At 73.8% G+C, this 18452-nt stretch carries 21 protein-coding genes; 12 read left to right on the plus strand and 9 right to left on the minus strand.

All coding sequences use genetic code 11. The annotated features are described in order from the left end of the window. Nucleotides 1-57: 57 nt before the first annotated feature. Complete coding sequence (locus AB0B02_RS13345) at nt 58-903, minus strand: aminotransferase class IV (protein ID WP_357300102.1); 846 nt, start codon at nt 901-903, stop codon at nt 58-60. A gap of 137 nt (nt 904-1040) precedes the next feature. Here AB0B02_RS13345 and AB0B02_RS13350 point away from each other — a divergent pair, with 137 nt between their 5' ends. The 4 genes from AB0B02_RS13350 to AB0B02_RS13365 all read left to right on the plus strand — a co-directional run bounded on the left by AB0B02_RS13350 (nt 1041) and on the right by AB0B02_RS13365 (nt 4572). Beyond that, complete coding sequence (locus tag AB0B02_RS13350; protein WP_357300105.1) at nt 1041-1472, plus strand: Fur family transcriptional regulator; 432 nt, start codon at nt 1041-1043, stop codon at nt 1470-1472. Then, nucleotides 1469-2578 carry a folate-binding protein gene (locus tag AB0B02_RS13355; RefSeq protein WP_357300108.1) on the plus strand — a complete coding sequence of 370 codons (1110 nt, stop codon included), beginning with the start codon at nt 1469-1471 and terminating at the stop codon, nt 2576-2578. Before AB0B02_RS13350 ends, AB0B02_RS13355 begins: the two co-directional genes overlap by 4 nt. A 112-nt stretch (nt 2579-2690) precedes the next feature. Then, nucleotides 2691-3518 (plus strand): 3-keto-5-aminohexanoate cleavage protein, encoded by an 828-nt coding sequence (locus AB0B02_RS13360; RefSeq protein ID WP_357300110.1) that lies wholly within the window; start codon nt 2691-2693, stop codon nt 3516-3518. Between the two features lie 94 nt (nt 3519-3612). Then, nucleotides 3613-4572, plus strand: coding sequence for an asparaginase (locus AB0B02_RS13365; protein WP_357300113.1), 960 nt, complete (start codon nt 3613-3615; stop codon nt 4570-4572). 85 nt (nt 4573-4657) lie between these two features. Here the strand turns inward: AB0B02_RS13365 and AB0B02_RS13370 are convergent, their stop codons facing one another. Continuing rightward, nucleotides 4658-5455, minus strand: coding sequence for an alpha/beta hydrolase (locus AB0B02_RS13370; RefSeq protein ID WP_357300116.1), 798 nt, complete (start codon nt 5453-5455; stop codon nt 4658-4660). 112 nt (nt 5456-5567) lie between these two features. Here AB0B02_RS13370 and AB0B02_RS13375 point away from each other — a divergent pair, with 112 nt between their 5' ends. The 5 genes from AB0B02_RS13375 to AB0B02_RS13395 all read left to right on the plus strand — a co-directional run bounded on the left by AB0B02_RS13375 (nt 5568) and on the right by AB0B02_RS13395 (nt 8963). Beyond that, nucleotides 5568-6215, plus strand: coding sequence for a helix-turn-helix transcriptional regulator (locus AB0B02_RS13375; RefSeq protein WP_357300119.1), 648 nt, complete (start codon nt 5568-5570; stop codon nt 6213-6215). Continuing rightward, nucleotides 6212-6943: a hypothetical protein gene (locus AB0B02_RS13380; protein ID WP_357300122.1), complete on the plus strand. Its 732-nt coding sequence runs from the start codon at nt 6212-6214 to the stop codon at nt 6941-6943. Before AB0B02_RS13375 ends, AB0B02_RS13380 begins: the two co-directional genes overlap by 4 nt. Nucleotides 6944-7015: 72 nt before the next feature. Further along, nucleotides 7016-7330 carry a DUF2516 family protein gene (locus tag AB0B02_RS13385; protein WP_281938377.1) on the plus strand — a complete coding sequence of 105 codons (315 nt, stop codon included), beginning with the start codon at nt 7016-7018 and terminating at the stop codon, nt 7328-7330. Beyond that, complete coding sequence (locus AB0B02_RS13390; RefSeq protein ID WP_281938375.1) at nt 7327-8214, plus strand: alpha/beta hydrolase; 888 nt, start codon at nt 7327-7329, stop codon at nt 8212-8214. Before AB0B02_RS13385 ends, AB0B02_RS13390 begins: the two co-directional genes overlap by 4 nt. Before the next feature lie 11 nt (nt 8215-8225). Further along, complete coding sequence (locus AB0B02_RS13395; RefSeq protein WP_107160463.1) at nt 8226-8963, plus strand: alanyl-tRNA editing protein; 738 nt, start codon at nt 8226-8228, stop codon at nt 8961-8963. Nucleotide 8964: 1 nt separating this feature from the next. Here AB0B02_RS13395 and AB0B02_RS13400 read toward each other — a convergent pair whose 3' ends face one another. Continuing rightward, nucleotides 8965-9636, minus strand: coding sequence for a nucleotidyltransferase domain-containing protein (locus tag AB0B02_RS13400; protein ID WP_357300126.1), 672 nt, complete (start codon nt 9634-9636; stop codon nt 8965-8967). A 75-nt stretch (nt 9637-9711) separates the two neighbouring features. Between AB0B02_RS13400 and AB0B02_RS13405 the strand changes: the two genes are divergently transcribed. Beyond that, entirely contained in the window at nt 9712-10626 is a 915-nt protein-coding gene (locus AB0B02_RS13405; RefSeq protein ID WP_357300129.1) for an SDR family oxidoreductase, read from the plus strand. Here the strand turns inward: AB0B02_RS13405 and AB0B02_RS13410 are convergent. Further along, nucleotides 10617-11681: a YafY family protein gene (locus tag AB0B02_RS13410; RefSeq protein ID WP_357300132.1), complete on the minus strand. Its 1065-nt coding sequence runs from the start codon at nt 11679-11681 to the stop codon at nt 10617-10619. The two genes, AB0B02_RS13405 and AB0B02_RS13410, sit on opposite strands and share 10 nt — an antisense overlap. A 41-nt stretch (nt 11682-11722) precedes the next feature. Here AB0B02_RS13410 and AB0B02_RS13415 point away from each other — a divergent pair, with 41 nt between their 5' ends. Beyond that, complete coding sequence (locus tag AB0B02_RS13415) at nt 11723-12514, plus strand: EI24 domain-containing protein (protein ID WP_357300135.1); 792 nt, start codon at nt 11723-11725, stop codon at nt 12512-12514. Between the two features lie 26 nt (nt 12515-12540). Further along, nucleotides 12541-13056 (plus strand): O-acetyl-ADP-ribose deacetylase, encoded by a 516-nt coding sequence (locus AB0B02_RS13420; RefSeq protein ID WP_281938366.1) that lies wholly within the window; start codon nt 12541-12543, stop codon nt 13054-13056. Nucleotides 13057-13119: 63 nt separating this feature from the next. Here AB0B02_RS13420 and AB0B02_RS13425 read toward each other — a convergent pair whose 3' ends face one another. The 5 genes from AB0B02_RS13425 to AB0B02_RS13445 form a co-directional block, all read right to left on the minus strand. Further along, nucleotides 13120-14025: a GNAT family N-acetyltransferase gene (locus AB0B02_RS13425; protein WP_281938365.1), complete on the minus strand. Its 906-nt coding sequence runs from the start codon at nt 14023-14025 to the stop codon at nt 13120-13122. A gap of 93 nt (nt 14026-14118) precedes the next feature. Continuing rightward, a complete protein-coding gene (locus AB0B02_RS13430; protein ID WP_281938364.1) occupies nt 14119-15126 on the minus strand; it encodes a LacI family DNA-binding transcriptional regulator in 1008 nt (335 codons plus the stop codon). A 19-nt stretch (nt 15127-15145) separates the two neighbouring features. Then, nucleotides 15146-16573, minus strand: coding sequence for a GH1 family beta-glucosidase (locus AB0B02_RS13435; protein ID WP_357300141.1), 1428 nt, complete (start codon nt 16571-16573; stop codon nt 15146-15148). Further along, nucleotides 16570-17403, minus strand: coding sequence for a carbohydrate ABC transporter permease (locus AB0B02_RS13440; protein ID WP_107160444.1), 834 nt, complete (start codon nt 17401-17403; stop codon nt 16570-16572). The genes AB0B02_RS13435 and AB0B02_RS13440 overlap by 4 nt, the downstream gene beginning before the upstream one ends. Further along, nucleotides 17400-18389 (minus strand): sugar ABC transporter permease, encoded by a 990-nt coding sequence (locus tag AB0B02_RS13445; protein ID WP_107160442.1) that lies wholly within the window; start codon nt 18387-18389, stop codon nt 17400-17402. Before AB0B02_RS13445 ends, AB0B02_RS13440 begins: the two co-directional genes overlap by 4 nt. Nucleotides 18390-18452 lie beyond the last annotated feature (63 nt).

Raw genomic sequence — 18452 nt, forward strand, 5'->3', positions numbered from 1 at the left:
GCGTTGATCAAGAGGTTTGCGTCAACAGGGAGATCAACTCCGACGCAAACTCCTTGATCAACGCCGGAAGGGCGGGTGGGGGAAGCCCAGGAGGGATTGCAGGTGGGGAGTCAGGGGAGAGCGGGGGCGGGGGGTTCCGTCCAGGGACCTGACCTCGGTGGGGCCGCGTAGGGAGCTGGTCAGCCAGATCGCCTCGGCGTTGTACAGGTCGGCGACGGTGGGCAGGTGCTCGGCCGCGGTCAGGCCCAGCTCGGGGGCCCTTGCCAGCAGGTGGTGGGCGGTCACGCCGGGCAGCACGCCGGTCGCCGCCGCCGGCACGGTCAGCAGCGTGCCGGCGGTCAGCCACACCACGTTCGCGGTGGGCGCCTCCAGCACGTAGCCGTCCGTCGAGACCCAGAGCACGTCGTCCACGCCGGCGCGCCGCGCCCACCGTCGGGCCGCGGTGCTCGTCGCGTACGAGATGGACTTCACACCGGCCGGCAGCCAGCCCAGCTCGGGGCGGGACCGGGCGGCCACGCCGAGCGGCAGGGTGGCCACCGTCACCCCGTCCCGCCGGGCCCGCCGAACCGCCGCCGGCACCTCGCCGAGCGTGGCGTACGCCGTGGGCGGGCCGTCGTCCTCCGGCCCGCGCGTGCAGACCAGCCGCAACGCGCCCTCGGTCTCCGCCGGCCAGCCGACCCGCACCGCGTCCAGCAGCTCCACCAGCGCCTCGACCGGCGGCAACGGTAGGTCGATCGCCGCCGCGCCGGCCCGCAGCCGGGCCAGGTGGGCGTCGCGCAGCCAGGGCCGGCCGGCGCGCAGGTGCAGCGTCTCGAACAGGCCGTCGCCGTGCAGGACGCCCCGGTCGTCGCCGCGCAACACCGGCTCGCCGGCCGGGACCAGCCCTCGGCCGGGCACCGCCACCCGGGTCGCGCCTCGCTCAGCACCCGGGTGGCGATCAGGCCGGCCATGCTGCCGCCGAGCACCCTCCACCGGCGCAGCGTAGCGGCGTACCCCGGCGGCGACCGGGACCGGCGCGGCGGCCGAACTATGATCGGAGGGTGTCGGAATCCTCCCTCGCGGAACTGCTCCGCTCGCGCGGGCTGCGGCTCACGGCGCAGCGGCAGCTGGTCCTCCGGGCCGTCCTGGATCTGGGGCACGCCACCCCGGAGCAGGTGCACACGGCGGTCCGCGAGGTGGCGGCCGGGGTCAACATCACCACCATCTACCGCACGCTGGAGCTGCTGGAACGGCTCGGCCTGGTGACCCACACCCACCTGTCGCACGGCTCGCCGACCTACCACGCGGCCGGCGAGCACCAGCACGTGCATCTGGTGTGCCGGGAGTGCGGGGCGATCGACGAGATCTCCCCGGAGATGCTCGGGCCGCTCGCCGACCAGCTCGCCGGGCAGCGCGGATTTCAGGTCGACATCGGGCACGTGGCGCTCTTCGGGGTCTGCGGCCGGTGCGCACAGGACGGGGAACGCAAATGATCGACATCGCGGGCGCGGTGGCCGCCGACGCCATCGACGAGGAGACCCGGGACCAGCCCGAGCCGGCCCACCGGGCGGCCGGCGTCGCGCCGGTGGCCGCGCACTACGGCGACCCGATGCGCGAACAGCGCGTCCTCGCCACCGGCGTCGGCCTGGTCGACCGCTCGCACCGGGGCGTCGTCGCGGTGCCCGGCGAGGAGCGGATCGGCTGGCTGCACACGCTGACCAGCCAGCACCTGGCCGCGCTGACGCCCGGGCAGGGCACCGAGCTGCTGGTGCTCTCCCCGAACGGGCACGTCGAGCAGCACGCGCTGGTCGCCGAGGACGGCGAGACCACCTGGCTGGACACCGAGCCGGGGATGACCGGCGGGCTTTTGTCGTACCTGGAGAAGATGCGCTTCTTCAGCAAGGTCGACCCGCGCGACGCGACCGCCGACCACGCGGTGCTCTCGCTGGTCGGGCCGGAGGCGGTCGACGCGCTCGGCACGCTCGGCGTCACCGGCCTGGCCGCACCCGACCTGGTCGGGGTGCCGGGTCCGAAGTTCCGTTCCGGCGAGCTGCCCGCGCGGCCCTCCGTGGTGTACGACGTCAAGCCGCTGCCGTCCGGCGGCTGGGCCCGGCGGGTGGCGCTCGGCGTCGACCTGCTGGTGCCCCGTCCGGCCATGGCCGAGGTGGTGACCGCGCTGCGCGGCGCGGGCGTGCCGGTGGCCGGGCTGTGGGCGTACGAGGCGATCCGGGTGGCCGCCCGGCGGGTCCGGGTCGGAGTGGACACCGACCACCGCACCATTCCCGCCGAGGTGGACCTGATCGCCCCGGCCGTGCACCTGGACAAGGGCTGTTACCGGGGGCAGGAGACGGTGGCCCGGGTGCACAACCTGGGCAAGCCGCCGCGCCGGCTCGCGTTGCTGCACCTGGACGGCGTGACCACCGACCAGCCGCCGCCCGCCGGTACGCCGGTCACGCTTGACGGCCGCACGGTCGGCTTCGTCGGCACCGCCGTGCACCACTACGAGCTGGGGCAGATCGCGCTCGCCGTGCTCAAGCGCAACACCCCCGACGACGCCCGCCTGATGGTGGGCGACACCGCCGCCGCCATCGACGTGTAAGGAAGGGCCCCTTATTAACGCCTCCGGTAGAGAAAGGTTCCCTTCTTGACGCCGGTCGCACCGGAAATCCTGCGGTCGACCCGGTGCCGGAGGCCGGTCTAGGATCCGGGGCATGACGACAGGGACGTTGATCACGGTTGCCCCCACCGGTGCGGAGTCGGCCAAGGCGGAGGTGCCGGCGCTGCCGGTGACGCTCGACGAACTGCTGCTGACCGCCAAGGAGTGCGAGGCGCTCGGCGCGGCCGTGATCCACGTGCACATCCGGGACGACGAGGCGCGGCCCACGCTCGACCCGGGCCGGCTGCGGGAGACCGTGTCGGCGCTGCGGGAGAGCACCGACCTGATCGTGCAGCTCTCCTCCGGCGGCGCGGTGACCGACCCGGAGGCGCACCGGCTCGCGGTGCTCGACGCCGGGCCGGACATGGCCTCCTGCACCATGGGCACGGTCAACTTCGGTGACGACGTGTTCCTCAACCGCTGGGAGTTCATCGTCGACCTGCACACCCGGATGCAGGAGCGCGGCGTCGTCCCCGAGTACGAGATCTTCGACCTGGGCCACCTCACCGCGTTGCAGCGGCTGCTCGGCAAGTACGGCCTGCCGCACGGCGGGCACGTCCACGTCGACTTCGTGATGGGCGTGCCGGGCGGCATGCCGGGCACCACCGCCACCCTCGTCGCCGCCCAGCAGATGCTCCGGGACCTGCCTGACGGCACCACGTTCGCGGCCACCGGCATCGGCCGCAGCACCATCCCGGTGATGCTGTCCTCGCTCGCCACCGGCGGTCACCTGCGGGTCGGGATGGAGGACACGGTCACCTACGCGAAGGGCCGCCCGGTGGAGTCCAACATGCAGCTCGTCGCGCGCGCGGTCGGCTTCGCCCAACTCGCCCAGCGCCCGCCGCTGACCACCGCCGAGGCCCGCGCGCTGCTCGGCGTGTAAGCGGCGCACAAGCACCCGCACCTGTACGCGGGTGGCCGGCGTCCCAGGTCACCCCGCTGCCGTCCGTGATAGTCCCGTCGGTACCGTCCACCCTGTGGGAAAGACGTACGAGGGCGGCGTGCCGCTCGCCGAGGTGGTCCGGTCCGGGTTCGTGGAGGGCGTCCACCGTGGTTCCGTGGTGGTGCTGGACGCCGCCGGCACGCCGGTCGCTGGCGCCGGCGACGTCGGCTCGCCGATCTTCCCCCGGTCGTCGAACAAGCCGATGCAGGCGATCGGCATGCTCCGGGCCGGGCTCGCGCTGACCGACCCGGCCGACGTGGCGCTTGTCGCCGCGAGCCACGCCGGTGAGGAGTTCCACGTCGAACGCGTCACCGCGCTGCTGCGGGGCGCCGGCCTGACCCCGGAGGCGCTGCACTGCCCGCCGGACCTGCCGTTCGGTGAGGCCGCCCGGGAGGCGGTGCTGCGGGCCGGTGGCGGCCCGTCCCGGGTGCTGATGAACTGCTCCGGCAAGCACGCCGGCATGCTGTTGACCTGCCGGGCCGCCGGTTGGTCGCAGGATGGGTACTGGCGGCCGGAGCACCCGCTCCAGCAGCGGCTGACCGCCACCGTCGAGGAGTTCACCGGGGAGCGGGCGGCGGCGGTGGGGGTGGACGGCTGCGGCGCACCCGTGCACGCCGTGTCGGTGACCGGGCTGGCACGCGCCTTCCTGCGGCTGGTCACCGCCGAGCCGGGCGCCGTGGAGCGGACCGTGGCGGACGCCATGCGCGCGTACCCGGAACTGGTCGGCGGCACCCAGGCCGATGACACCCGGCTGATGCGTGGCGTACCCGGTCTGCTCGCCAAGATCGGCGCGGAGGGGGTGATCGCGGCGGCGGTCCCGGGCGTCGGCGCGGTCGCCCTCAAGATCGACGACGGCGCCGCCCGCCCGAGGATTCCGGTCCTGACCTCCGCCCTGACCCGGCTGGGCCTGACCGCCCCCATCCTCACCGAGTACGCCGAGGTGCCCCTGCTGGGCGGCGGCCTCCCGGTAGGCGCCGTCCGCCCCCTCTGGTGACCCCGGCGATCTTGCACTTGCCGCCCCCGGTTCGCCCGCTGCGCCCGATTCGTCGGGGCAGTAACTGCAAGATCGCGGGGTCCGGTCAGGGGAGGAAGGCGAGGAGGGCGGTGTTGACCTCGGTGGGGTGCTCCAGGGGGAACAGGTGGGCGGCGTGCGGGATGTCGGGGAGGCGTACCCCGTGGGGGGCCTCGGCGGCGATGCGGTCGGCCAGTCGGCGGATGTCGGGGATGTCGTCGGCGCCGGCCGCGGCCAGCACCGGCATCCGCAGCTCGCCCAGGCGGTCGACGGCCGGCGGGTCCAGCTCGCCCACCTCGATCGCGCTGAGCGCCTGCTCGGCGGCGAGCGCCCGGCGGTCCATCTCCTCGGCGAACCGGATCAGCTCGGGGTCGACGTCGGCCGGCTGCCGGCTCGGGCCGACCACCCAGAACCGCACCTCGCCGGCGGCGGTGGCCCCGAAGTCCTCCGGGTCCACATCGCCGACCAGGTTCTCCCAGAGCTGTTCGGTCTCCTCGGACCACTCGTGGCCGGAGAGCGGGGCGCCGAACAGCGCCAGCGCGCTCACCCGATCCGGGTGGGCCAGCGCGGTGTCCACCGCGACCCGGCCGCCGAACGAGCAGCCCACCAGCGCGGCCTGCTCGACGCCCAACGCGTCGAGCAGCCCGACCACGTCGTCGTGGTGGGCGAACGGCTCGGGCGGCAGCTCCGACTCGCCGTAGCCGCGCAGGTCCGGGACGATCACCCGGTGCCGGGCGGCGAGCGCCGGCACCTGGTCGCGCCACATCCGCCGGTCCGCGATGCCGGCGTGGAGCAGCACCACGGCGCTGCCGCTGCCCGCTTCGTCGTAGGCGAGCGCCGCGCCGTTGATCTCGATCTTCGTCACGACGGAACGGTACGGAGGCGGACGCCGACCCCGCAACCGACTTCGGGTGACGTCGCTAACTCTGGCTAGCACTTTGCTTGCAGTAGCTAGCGGCGCGCGCTAGCGTTGAGGCATGGCCACCAGCAAGGACCTTCCCGATGTCGGCGGGTTCATTCGCGACCTGCGGCGCAACGCGAAGATCTCACTGCGTCAGCTCGCCGAGCAGGCCGGCGTCAGCAACCCGTACCTGAGCCAGATCGAGCGCGGGCTGCGCAAGCCGAGCGCCGAGGTGCTCCAGCAGCTCGCCAGCGCGCTACGCGTCTCCACCCCGGCCATGTACCTGCGGGCCGGACTGCTGGACGACAAGGAGGGGCAGGGCGTGCTCGCGGCCATCGCGGTCGACGCCGAGCTGACCATGGCCCAGAAGCAGTCGCTCACCCAGATCTACGAGACGTTCCGCCGGGAGAACGCGCGCCTGGCCGAGGCGACCGGCACGGCCGGACCGGTGGAGCCCACCGAGCCGACGGCTGCCGCGCCCGAGCCGGCGGAGGGTGCCGAACCCGCCGAGCCGGCCGCCGCGCCCGAGGCCCCGGCCACCGTCGCGCCGGCCGCGACCGGCCCCGTGACACCCGACGGCACCCCGACCGAGGCCGTCCTCGAATCGGTAGCCGTCACCGAGGCGGGCCCCGCGCCCGCGCCGACCACCGCCGCCCGTGAACGCACGACCGCCCGCCGGGCGGCCCGGAAGGCCGCCGGTGCGGCCGAAGAGGAGCAGTCATGACCCAGCCGAAGACCAGCCGCATCCCCGCCCCCCTCTACGCCGCCGCCGGCGCCGGTGAGCTGGCCCTGGAGCAGCTCCGCAAGCTGCCCACCGTGGTCAGCGGCCTGGGCACGCGGGTCGTGGCCGACCTCGGCGGCAAGGCCGTCGGCACCGGCTACGAGCTGCGCCAGAAGGCCGCCGAGACGCTGAAGACGGCCAACCTGACCGCCACCGGGCTGCGCTCCACCGACCTCGACCAGCTCCGCGAGGCTGCCCAGTTGGCCAAGCTCCGCGAGGCTGCTCAGCTGGACAAGCTGCGCGAGGCTGCTCAGTTGGACAAGCTCCGTGAGGCCGCCACGCGTAACGCCGCCGCCGTGGTGTCCGGCGCGTACGCCGCGCAGGAGCGCGCCCTGGCCGCGTACGCCGAGCTGGTCGCCCGGGGCGAGCGGGTCGTCGGCGCCGGTGTGCTGGAGGCCGCCGACACGGTGAACGCCGACATCGAGGCGACCGCCGAGACCGCGCCGGCCGCCGTGTCGATGGTGGCCCCGAAGACCGGGACGACCGGGGCCCCGAAGACCGAGGTGCCGAGCCCGGCCGAGGTCGCCGAGGCGGTGGCCGCCAAGCCGGCCGCCGTGAAGCGGACCCGGGCCACCAAGGCGACCGCCACCCGGGCCGCCGCCGGCAAGCCGGCCACCCCGTCGGCGAAGCTGCCGAAGGCCACGAAGCGGACCCGCCCGGCCGCCGAGTGACCCGACTCTCCACCGGGACCCCGGACAGCGTCCTGTCGGACGTTTCCGGGGTCTCGGCATAAGCTTGCCGACATGGCCTACGCCGCGCCGATCTTCGCGTTCGAAGTCCGCAATGTGATTCAGCTGATCCTGCTCGTCTTCGCCCTGGTCATCCAGGGTGTGGCCCTGGTGCACGCACTCACCCAGCGCGGCGACGGCTTCGCCGCGCTCGGCACGCTGCCCAAGGGCGGCTGGATCGCCATCCTGGCGGTCTGCCTGCTGCTGACCCTGCTGGGCTTCGGCCCGATCAGCCTCTTCGGACTGGTCGGCATCGCGGCCGGCCTCATCTACCTGCTCGACGTGCGACCCGGCCTACGGGACCTGCACGACGGCCGAGGGTCCTGGTGAGAGGTTTCCGCTGGCCCCCGCCGCCGGACGGTGGCCCCCGCACCTGGGGTCCCGGCCCCGGCGGGCCACGGACCGGCCGGCCCGCGCTGCCCGAGCCGGACACCGAGCTTGTCGACACCCCGCACGGGGTGAGCCTGGAACGCCTGGTCACCGGTGTCGGCGATCCGGTCACCGTGTTCGCGCACGGGTTGGGCAACGGCATCGCCACCACCCGGCCGTTCGGCAGCGGCGTCACCGGCCGGCGGGTCTTCTTCCAGTTCCGTGGGCACGGCCGGTCCGACTCCCCACCCGGGCCGTGGACCTACCTCGACCTCGCCCGTGACCTGCGGGCCGTCGCCGACCTGGGCGGCGCCACCCGGGCGTTCGGCGCCAGCCTCGGCGCGGGCGCGCTGTGCCGGCTGCTCGCCGAGAGCCCGGAACGCTTCGAGAAACTCGTCTTCTTCCTTCCCGCGGTGCTGGACGCGCCGCGCGGCGAGGTGGCGCGGGCCCGCCTCACCGGCCTGCTCGACGCGGTGGCCGACGGCGACGCGCACGCGCTCGCCGAGGTCGTGTCGCTGGAGCTGCCACCGTCGGTCCGTAACACCCCGGCCGGCTGGGCCTACCTGCGGCAACGGCTCGACCAACTGCTGCGCGACGGGCTCGCGCCCGGCCTGGCCAGCCTGCCCGGCGAGGTCCCGCTGGACGACGCCGGAGCGCTCGCCGCGGTCACCGCCCCGGCGCTGGTGATCGGCTGCGTCGACGACGACCTGCACCCGGTCGCCGTCGCCGAGCAGCTCGCCGCCGCGCTGCCGGCCGCCACCCTGCACGTGTACGACCGGCCCGGCGTGCTCTGGACCGAACGCGCCGACGTACGGGAGCGCGTCTCGTCGTTCCTCAACGGGTAACGTCGGGCGGCATGGGCGTCACACACCACGGCCGTACGCACCGCCTCGACCTCGCCGACCCCACGCTGCGCGAGTGGACGTGCCGGGTGCTGGCGGCCGACCCCGAGCAGGGCATCGTGCTGGACCGGTCGGCGTTCTACCCGGGCGGCGGGGGCCAGCCACCGGACCACGGGGTGCTGCTCTGGCAGGGCGTACAGACCCGGATCGTGGGCACCCGCAAGGGCGACGACCTGTGGCTGATCCCGGCCGAGGGTGACCCGGTGCCGCCGGTCGGCGTCGACGTCACCGGCGCGGTGGAGGACGCCCGCCGGACCATGCTGATGCGGACCCACTCCGGGCTGCACGTGCTCTGCGGCGTGGTGTTCCGGGACTTCGGCGCGCTGGTCACCGGCGGCAACATGGAACCGGGCGAGGCCCGGATGGACTTCAACCTCCCCGAGGTGCCGTCGGACTTCAAGACCCGCATCGAGGAGCTGGTCAACGCCGAGGTGGCCGCCGACCGTTCGGTCGCGGTCCGGGTGCTGCCGCGCGCCGACGCGTTGGCGCTGCCGGACATCATCCGAACCCAGTCCAACCTGATCCCGCCGGACGAGCAGGAGGTGCGGATCGTCGACATCGTCGGGCTGGACGTCCAGGCCGACGGCGGCACGCACGTCGCCTCCACCGCCCAGATCGGCAAGGTCCAGGTGGTCAAGGTGGAGAGCAAGGGCCGGGCCAACCGCCGGGTCCGGGTCCGCCTCGCGGACTGAGTCAGCGGGGCAGGTGGGCCGCCCGGACGTCGAGCAGCCACCGCTCCACCGGCTCCTCGTCCGGGCGCTCCGGCAGCGGCGTGCGGATCCGGGCGAAGTCCGCCTCGGCGCTCGCCACCAGCGTCTGCGCCTCGGCCAGCGCGCCACCGGCCACCCGCTCGCCGAACGCCCGGAACCACTCCGGGTCGGCCAGCCGGATCTCCAGCACGCCGGTGGCGTAGAGGACCCGGCCCTGGTGCAGAAGCCGGGCCAGGTGCCGGGCGTGCTTGGCCGACCGTCGCCGGCCGCCCACGTCCGCCGGCGCGGTGGTCAGCCTCCGGAACTGCTGGGCGGCGTAGCCGAGATAGGCGTCCCGGACCCGGGGCGCGCTGAGGAACGCCGCCCGGATGCCGATCAGTCGATCGCCGAACGCGGTCCGGGTCTCGTAGCAGTCGTCCGGCAGCCACATCAGCTCGGTGGCGGTCGGGTTGCCGCTCAGCGCCAGCAGCGCGTACTTCCGGGCCTCGTGCAGCGTGACGTCCGGCTCGGTGGTGACCACCGACTCCCGGGGCGGACGCAGGCCGTGGAACGCCACCGTCGGCGCCGCGAAGACGCCGAGCCGGTCGGTGTCCGAGCCGGGGCCGGCCAGCCCGTACGCGACCGAGCCGACGATGCCGGAGAGCAGCAGGTGCATGCCGTCATGATCGCCGATCCACAGTCGTCGGGAAACCGGACTTCGGCTGTCAGGTATCGGTGACACGGTGAACCCATGAACTCACCACTGACCGGAAAGGTCGCGCTCGTCGCGGGCGCGACCCGGGGCGCCGGCCGGCAGATCGCCGTCCAGCTCGGCGCCGCCGGAGCCACCGTCTACGCCACCGGCCGCACCACCCGGGACCGCCGCTCGGAGATGGACCGGCCGGAGACCATCGAGGAGACCGCCGAGCTGGTCACCGCCGCCGGCGGCACCGGCATCGCGGTCGCCGTCGACCACCTCGACCCGGAACAGGTACGCCGCCTGGTCGAGCGGATCGACGCCGAGCAGGGCCGGCTCGACGTGCTGGTCAACGACATCTGGGGCGCGGATCCGCTGATCACCTGGGAGAAGCCGGTCTGGGAGCAGCCGCTCGACGCCGGCTTCCGGACGCTGCGGCTGGCCGTCGACACCCACATCATCACCAGCCACTTCGCGCTGCCGCTGCTGATCCGCAACCCGGGCGGGCTGGTCGTCGAGATCGGCGACGGCACGAAGGCGTACAACGACACGACGTACCGCCTCTCCGTCTTCTACGACCTGGCCAAGGTGTCGGTGAACCGGCTCGGCTTCACCCAGGCGCACGAGCTGGCCCCGCACGGCGGCACCGCGGTCGCGCTCACCCCCGGTTGGCTGCGTTCCGAGGCGATGCTGGAGCACTTCGGCGTCACGGAGGCGAACTGGCGCGACGGTGCGAAGACCGACAGGCACTTCGTCATGTCCGAGACGCCGGCGTTCGTGGGCCGGGCCGTGGTCGCGCTGGCCGCCGACCCGGACCGGCACCGCTGGAACGGGCAGTCGCTGGACAGCGGCGGGCTGGCCCAGGTGTACGGCTTCACCGACCTCGACGGCACCCGCCCGCACTGGGCCCGCTACCACGACGAGGTGGTCGCGCCGGGCAAACCGGCCGACGACACCGGCTACCGCTGACCGGCGTCCCCGGACGGTCCGTCTCCGGGCGGTCCGGCGTCCGGTGACGGGTCCGCGCCCCGGGGTGGGCCGGCGTCCTGCGGCGGGTCGGCGTAGAGCGCCGCCGCGCGGCGGGCCGCCTCGGCGAACCGGGCCCGCAGCTCCACCGGCGCCAGCACCTCCACCTCGGGCCCGAGCGCCAGCAGTTGGGCGTACGCCACGTCGACCGACTCGACGGGCAGCCGGAGCACCAGCCGGCCCTGCCCGTCGGGCCGGCCGGCCGCGGCGACCGCCTCCTCGTACACGAACGGCGCGTCCACCAGGTGCCGCAGCACCCGCAGCCCGGCCGGCCCGAGCCGCACGGTGACCCGGTCCCGCAGCAGGTCGCGCAGGAACGCCGCGGCCTGCTCCCGCCAGTACGCGCCGAGGTCGAAGCGTTCGTCCCGGTCGAAGCGTTCCGCGCCCACCTCGACGTCGACCACCCGGTCCACCCGGTACGTCCGCCACCCGTCGCCGACGCGGCCGACGAGATACCAGACGCCGTTCTTCAGCACCAGCCCGTACGGCGCCAGCGTGCGGGTCACCTCCCGGTCACCGCGCCGATAGCGCAGCTCGACGGCCCGGTCCCGCCAGACCGCCCCGGCCAGCTCGGCCAGCCGGGGTGGCGGCGTGCTCTCCCGGAACCAGCCCGGCACGTCTAGGTGGAACCGCTGACCGGTACGCGCGGGCGCGTCCCGCAGGCTCGGCGGCAGCGCGGCCAGCACCTTCAACTCGGCGGCGGCCACCGCGTCGGCCAGTCCCATGTCGCCGGCCGGCCCGGGCAGCCCGGCCAGGAACAACGCCTCGGCCTCGTCGCGGCTCAACCCGGTCAGCCGGGTCCGGTAGCCGCCGAGCAGCCGGTAGCCGCCGGCCCGGCCCCGGTCGGCGTAGACCGGCACCCCGGCGGCGGAGAGCGCCAGCACGTCCCGGTAGACGGTGCGTTCCGAGACCTCCAGCTCGCGGGCCAGCTCGGCCGCCGTCATCGTCTCCCGGGACTGGAGCAGCAGCACCAACGAGATCAGCCGCGACGCACGCACCCACCCATTGTGCGTGCGTGAGCCCACTAGGCTGTGCCGTCGTGAACGCCTCCCGTACCGTCGCGCCCGTCACCGGCGCGGCGACCCGCTTCCTCGGCGGCGCCGGCCTGCTGCTGCGTGGCTTCGGCATGTACGTCCGCAGTCCGAAAATGATGCTGCTCGGCGTGGTGCCGGCGCTCATCTCCGGCGTGCTCTACCTGGCCCTCTTCGCCACCCTGCTCTACTTCGTGGACGACCTGGCCGCCTGGCTCACCCCGTTCGCCGACGACTGGTCGTCGACCGCGCGCGGGCTGCTGCGGGTCGCCGCCGGGCTGGCCGTCGTCGGGGTGGCCGCACTGGTCGGGGTGCTCACGTTCACCGCTGTCACGCTGGCCGTCGGCGACCCGTTCTACGAGGCCATCTCCGAGCGGGTCGAGGACCGGCTCGGCGGCACCCCGGGCATGGTGGAGGTGCCGTTCTGGGCCTCGATGCGGCGCAGCATCGCCGACTCGTTGCGCCTGGTGGCCATCTCCGCGCTGGTCGGCGTACCCCTGTTCGTGGCCGGTTTCATCCCGCTGGTGGGGCAGACGGTGGTGCCGGTGGTCGGCGCCCTGGTCGGCGGCTGGTTCCTGGCGCTGGAGCTGGTCGGCGCGCCGTTCCAGCGGCGCGGGATGCGGCTGCCGGACCGGCGGTCGAAGCTACGGGCGGACCGGCCGACCGCGCTGGGCTTCGGGGTGGCGGTCTTCCTGTGTTTCCTGATCCCGCTCGGCGCGGTGCTGGTCATGCCGGCCGCCGTCGCCGGGGCCGCCCTGCTGACCCGCCGGTCACTCGGCCAGCACGTCGAGGAGCGCTGACGCCATGGACGAGGAGCGCTGACACCATGGACACGGTGCTGATCCAGGGCGACATCACCGCCCAGCAGGTCGACGCGATCGTCAACGCGGCGAACTCGTCGTTGCTCGGCGGCGGGGGCGTGGACGGCGCGATCCACCGGCGCGGCGGGCCGGCGATCCTGGCGGAGTGCCGGGCGCTGCGCGCGTCCCGCTACGGGCGAGGGCTGCCGACCGGGCAGGCGGTCGCCACCACGGCCGGCGACCTGCCGGCGCGCTGGGTGGTGCACACCGTCGGGCCGGTCTTCTCGCCGCGCGAGGACCGCTCGGCGTTGCTGCGTGACTGCTACGCCAACAGCCTGCGCGTCGCCGACGAGCTGGGCGCGCTGACCGTCGCGTTCCCGCTGATCTCCGCCGGGATCTACGGCTGGCCGGTCGAGGACGCGGTGGCGCAGGCGCTGACCGTGCTGCACGCGGCCGACCCGGCGCACCTGGTCGAGGCCCGGCTGGTGCTGTTCGGCGCCGACGCGTACGCGACCGCGGTGCGGGTCGCCGCCGGGCGCTGAGCTGAGCGTGCACCGGCACGACGCCGAGTGCGCACCGGCACGTCCACCGGGCCGCCGGTCGGTTCAGGTGAGCGTGCGCCGGCACGACCACTGGCTGTCGACCGGCCGGTAGCCGAGCGCCGCGTTGATCGCCAGCATCGGCGCGTTCGCCTCGTCGTTGGAGGTGTACGCGGTCCGCACCCCGCGCGCGGCGGCGGCGTGCAGCGCGGCCTGCTTGGTCAGCCGGGCCAACCCCCGACCCCGGTACGCGGCCAGCGTGCCGGTGAAGTCCGACCACATCCGGTCGCCGTCGCGCTTCACCAGGCTCACCGCGACCAGTTCGCCGTCGATCTCGGCGACGGTGCTGGCCTCCCGGTCCAGCCCGAGGTTCTCCCAGCACTCGTGGAGCCACAGGTCGTAGCCGAGCGCGTCCGTCGGCACGTCACCCGGTTCGTCGCGGGCCGACTCGGAGTCCACCCGATGGACCCGGCGCGGGTCGAGCCCGGCGGTCGGCAGCAGCCGTACGCCCGGCGGCGGCTCCGGCGCCGGTGGGGTCGGGTCGAGGTCGAGCGCGGAGTAGCGCAGTTCCCGGCTGGGCGTGAAGCCGTGCCGCTGCGCGAACGGGAGCGACTCGGCGCGGGCGTGGGTGAGGACCCGGGTCGACCCGAGCGCCCGCAGATGGTCGAGCGCGGTGTCGAGCAGCGCGGTGCCGGTGCCCCGGCCGCGATGGCCCGGGTGGACGTGCAGCGTGGAGATCTCACCGACCCCGGGCGTCGAGGTCTGCGTGTTGCGGTACGCCGACGTCCAGCCGACCACCTGCCCGTCCGCCTCGGCGACCCAGGCGGCCCAGTCCTCGCCGGGCGGCGGCTGGCCGATCATCCGGCGGGTCGACTCGACGCCGCGTACCAGGTAGGGGAAGACCAGCGCGCGCAGCGCCACCACGGCGGGCGCGTCGTCGACGCGGGCGGGCCGGATCAGGGCTTCACTCATCCGGGCGACGCTAGCCACCCCGCGCCGGCACCGCGACCGGTTTGTTGAGCGGGGCCCCCTGCTGTGCAGAATGCGTTGACGGGGGGCCCCGCCTTACGCGGAGTCGCGCAGGATGAGCTCGGTGGGGAGCATCAGCGCCTGCTCGACGTGCTCGCCGGCGGCGATGCGCAGGAGCTGCCGGGTCATCGCCCGGCCCAGCTCCACTATCGGCTGTCGCACGGTGGTCAGCGGTGGCTCGGTGTACGCGGCCGTCTCGATGTCGTCGAACCCGATCACCGCGACGTCCTCGGGCACCCGCCGCCCGGCCTCACGCAGGGCCCGCAGGGCGGCGTGCGCCATCAGGTCGGAGGCGGCGAACACCGCGTCCAGCTCCGGGTCGGCGGCGAGCAGTGCGCGCATCGCGGCGGTGCCGGACTCCCGGGTGAAGTCGCCGTACGCGACCAGCTCCGGCAGCCCGGCGGCGGTGAGCGCGGCCCGGTAGCCGATCAGCCGTTCGATGCCGGCGACCATGTCCTGCGGCCCGGCGATGGTGGCGATCCGCCGGCGGCCGGTGGCGATCAGGTGCTCCACCGCCCGGGTGACGCCGCCCTCGTGGTCCACGTCGACGTAGGGCACGTCGGCGCCGTCGAGCGGCCGGCCGCTGCACACCACCGGGATGCCGAGCCGGGCGAGCCGGCCGGGCAGCGGGTCCTCGCCGTGCAGCGAGGCGAAGAGCACGCCGTCGACGTGCCGCCCGGTGGTGTACCGCTCGACGCGTTCGTGCCCGGCCGGCGAGCCGGCCAGCATCAGCACGAGCTGCTTGTCGGCCGCCTCCAGCTCCTGGGCGGCGCCCCGGATGATGCCGGGGAAGACCTGGTCGTCGGAGAAGACCCGGGTGGCCGCCTCCGGCATGACCAGCGCGACCGAGTCGGTGCGCTGGGTGACCAGGCTGCGGGCGGCGAGGTTCGGGACGTACCCGAGTTCCTCGACCGCCAGACGGACCGCCTGTTGGATCGACTCGGCGACCGTGGTCGAGCCGTTGACCACCCGGGAGACCGTGGCCCGGGAGACGCCGGCCCGCCGGGCCACCGCCTCCAGGGTCGGCCGTTGTGCCGTCGTCATCCCCGTTACCACCACCTCGTCACAGCCCGTTCCGGGCGATCACCTCCTGGTACCAGCGGGCGCTCTGCTTGGGTGTGCGCCGCTGGGTCAGGTAGTCGACGTGGACGATCCCGAACCGCTTCCGGTAACCCTCGGCCCATTCGAAGTTGTCCAGCAACGACCATACGAGATAGCCGCGCAGGTCGACCCCGCGGGCGATGGCCCGGTGCGCGGCGCGGAGGTGGCCGTCGAGGTAGGCGGTGCGGTCGGCGTCGGCCACCCGGCCCGAGGAGTCCCGGGCGGCGTCCGGGAACGCGCCGCCGTTCTCGGTGATCATCAGCGGCAGCCCGGGGTGGTCGGCGGCCACCCGTTCCAGCAGCCGGGTGAGCCCGGCCGGCTCGATGGCCCAGCCCATGTCGGTGAGCGGCCCGGCCGCCGGCAGGAACTCGACCGCGCCTTCGGTGCCCGGGTACGCGCTGCCGCCCGCGCCGTCCGCCCGCCCGGCGACGTAGGTGGGCGAGTAGTAGTTCAGGCCGAGCAGGTCCAGCGGCGCGGCGATGATCTTCTCGTCGCCGTCCCGCACGAAGTCCGTCGCCACGATCCGGCTCACGTGCGCCAGCACGTCCTCCGGGTAGCCGGCGCCGGTCAGCGGGTCCAGGAAGATCCGGTTGTGCAGCCCGTCGACGAGCCGTACCGCCTCGGCGTCGGCGGCGCTGCCGGCGTCGGCCGGTTGCACGTCGGCCAGGTTGAGCGTGATCCCGAGCGTCTCCGCGCCGGCCGCGCGCAGCGCCCGCGCGGCCAGGCCGTGGCCGAGCAGCAGATGGTGTACGGCCCGGAACGCGTCCCCGGCGTCCTGCCGGCCCGGCGCGTGCACCCCGTTGCCGTAGCCGAGGTACGCCGAGCACCACGGCTCGTTGAGCGTGGTCCAGGTGCGGACCCGGTCGCCGAGGCAGCGGTGCACCGCGACCGCGTAGTCGGCGAAGTGCTCGGCGGTCTCCCGGACGGTCCAGCCGCCCCGGTCCTCCAGCGACTGCGGCAGGTCCCAGTGGTAGAGCGTGACGATCGGGTCGATGCCCCGCGCCAGCAGCGCGTCGGTGAGCCGGTCGTAGAAGTCCAGCCCGCGCGGCTCGACCGGGCCGGTGCCGTCCGGCTGGATCCGGGGCCAGGCCACCGAGAACCGGTACGCGCGCAGCCCCAGCTCGGCCATCAGCGCGACGTCCTCGGCGTACCGGTGGTAGTGGTCGCAGGCCACGTCGCCGGTGTGGCCGGAGTGCACCGCGCCCGGCGTACGGCTGAAGGTGTCCCAGACCGACGGGCCGCGGCCGTCCTCGCGGGCAGCGCCCTCGATCTGGTACGCGGCGGTGGCCGCGCCCCAGACGAAGCCCTCGGGAAATCGGAGATCCGTTACTGCGCCGCCTGTCACTCGCGACTGCGGGGCTCGCAAAACCGGCTCACTCCTCGCGCTCATGCCTTGACCGCACCTTCCATGATCCCGCCGATGATCTGGCGGCCGAACAGGACGAAGACCAGCAGCAGCGGCAACGTGGCGATGGCCGTGCCGGTGAACACCTGCGACATGTCCTGGTAGTAACCGTCGGAGAGGGCCCGCAGCGACAGTTGCACGGTGGGGTTCTCCGGGTCGTTGAGCACCGCGTACGGCCACAGGAAGTCGTTCCAGGTGGTCATGAACGTGAGCAGGCCGAGCACGGCGGCGGCCGGGCGCAGCGCGGGCAGCACCACGTTCCAGTAGATCCGGGCGGTGTTGCAGCCGTCCATCCGGGCCGCCTCGATCAGCTCGGTGCTGACCGCCTGGCCGGCGTACTGCCGCATCATGAACACGCCGAAGCCGGTGACCAGCGCCGGCACGATCACGGCGGGCAGCCGGTCGTTCCAGTTCAACTTCGTCATCAGCAGGTAGAGCGGGATCACGCCGAGTTGGGTGGGCACCATCATGGTGGCGACGATGACCAGCAGCAGCGCGTTGCGACCGCGGAAGCGCAGTTTAGCGAACGCGAACCCGGCCAGCGTGGCGAAGAAGACCACCGAGACGGTCACCGTGACGGCCACGATCGTCGAGTTGATCAGGCCGGTGAGGAAGTACGCGTCGGTGTTGTCGAACAGCCGGGCGATGTTGGCGCCGAGGTTGCCGCCGGGCGTCAGCGGCGGTGGGACCTGGCCCATGGCGTCGCTGGTGCGGCTGGCCACCACGAACATCCAGTAGATCGGGAAGATCGACAGCAGGGCCGACAACCCCAGGGCCAGATAGGTGAGCCGGCTGGCCGACCAGACGCGGGTCATCGGGAGACCTCCTTGCGGGAGCCGCCGCCGAGCCGGCGCAGGAGCAGGACGTTGATCGCCGCGACCACCGCGATCAGCGCGAAGAGCAGCCAGGCGATGGCGGAGCCGTAACCGAAGTTGTAGTGCGGCGCGAACGCGTTCTCGAACATGTACATGGTCACGGTCTGCGACTCGCGCAGCGGCCCGCCGCGGATCGCGTTGGTGCCGGAGTTGAACATCCGCGGCTCGGTGAAGAGTTGCAGGCCGCCGATGGTGGAGATGATGACCGCGAAGATGATGGTGGGCTTGAGCAGCGGCACGGTGATGGACCAGAACTGGCGGGCCCGGCCGGCGCCGTCGATCGACGCCGACTCGTACAGGTCGCGCGGGATGGCCTGCATGGCGGCCAGGAAGATCAGCGCGTTGTAGCCGGTCCACCGCCAGTCGACCATGGTGGAGATGGCGACCCAGGCGGCGAACCTGTTCGCCTTCCAGTCGATCGCGCTCACGCCGACGTGGTCGAGCAGCCAGTTGATCATGCCGAACTCGCGGCCGAACAGCACCGCGAACACGATCGCCACCGCGGCGGTCGAGGTGACGTTCGGGACCAGCACCGCCATCCGCCAGGTGGTGCGGGCCCGGAGCTGGCGGTTGAGCAGGTTGGCCAGCCAGAGCGCGGCCAGCAGTTGCGGGACCGTGGAGATGACGAAGATGCCCAGCGTGTTGACCACCGAGTGCCAGAAGTCCGGGTCGGCGAGGAGCTGGCTGTAGTTGTCGAGGCCGATGAACGGGTGCTCCGCGCCGAGCAGGTCCCAGTCGTGCAACGAGACCCAGAACGTGTACGCCAGCGGGTACGCCCCGAAGACGCCGAAGAGCAGGAAGAACGGGGCGATGTACAGGTACGGCGAGTATTTCGTGTCGAACCGGCTGAGCCGGGCGCCCCGGACGGGACGGCTGTGCCGGGGGGCCGGTGCGACCGGCGGGCGGGCGTCGAGCTGGACGGCCATGACCTGAGAACTCCTCTCCGCCGTGCGGGCGGCACCCGTCGCCGGGACCGCCCGCACGCGCTG

Source organism: Micromonospora sp. NPDC049240, from assembly GCF_040647835.1.
GTDB lineage: Bacteria > Actinomycetota > Actinomycetes > Mycobacteriales > Micromonosporaceae > Micromonospora.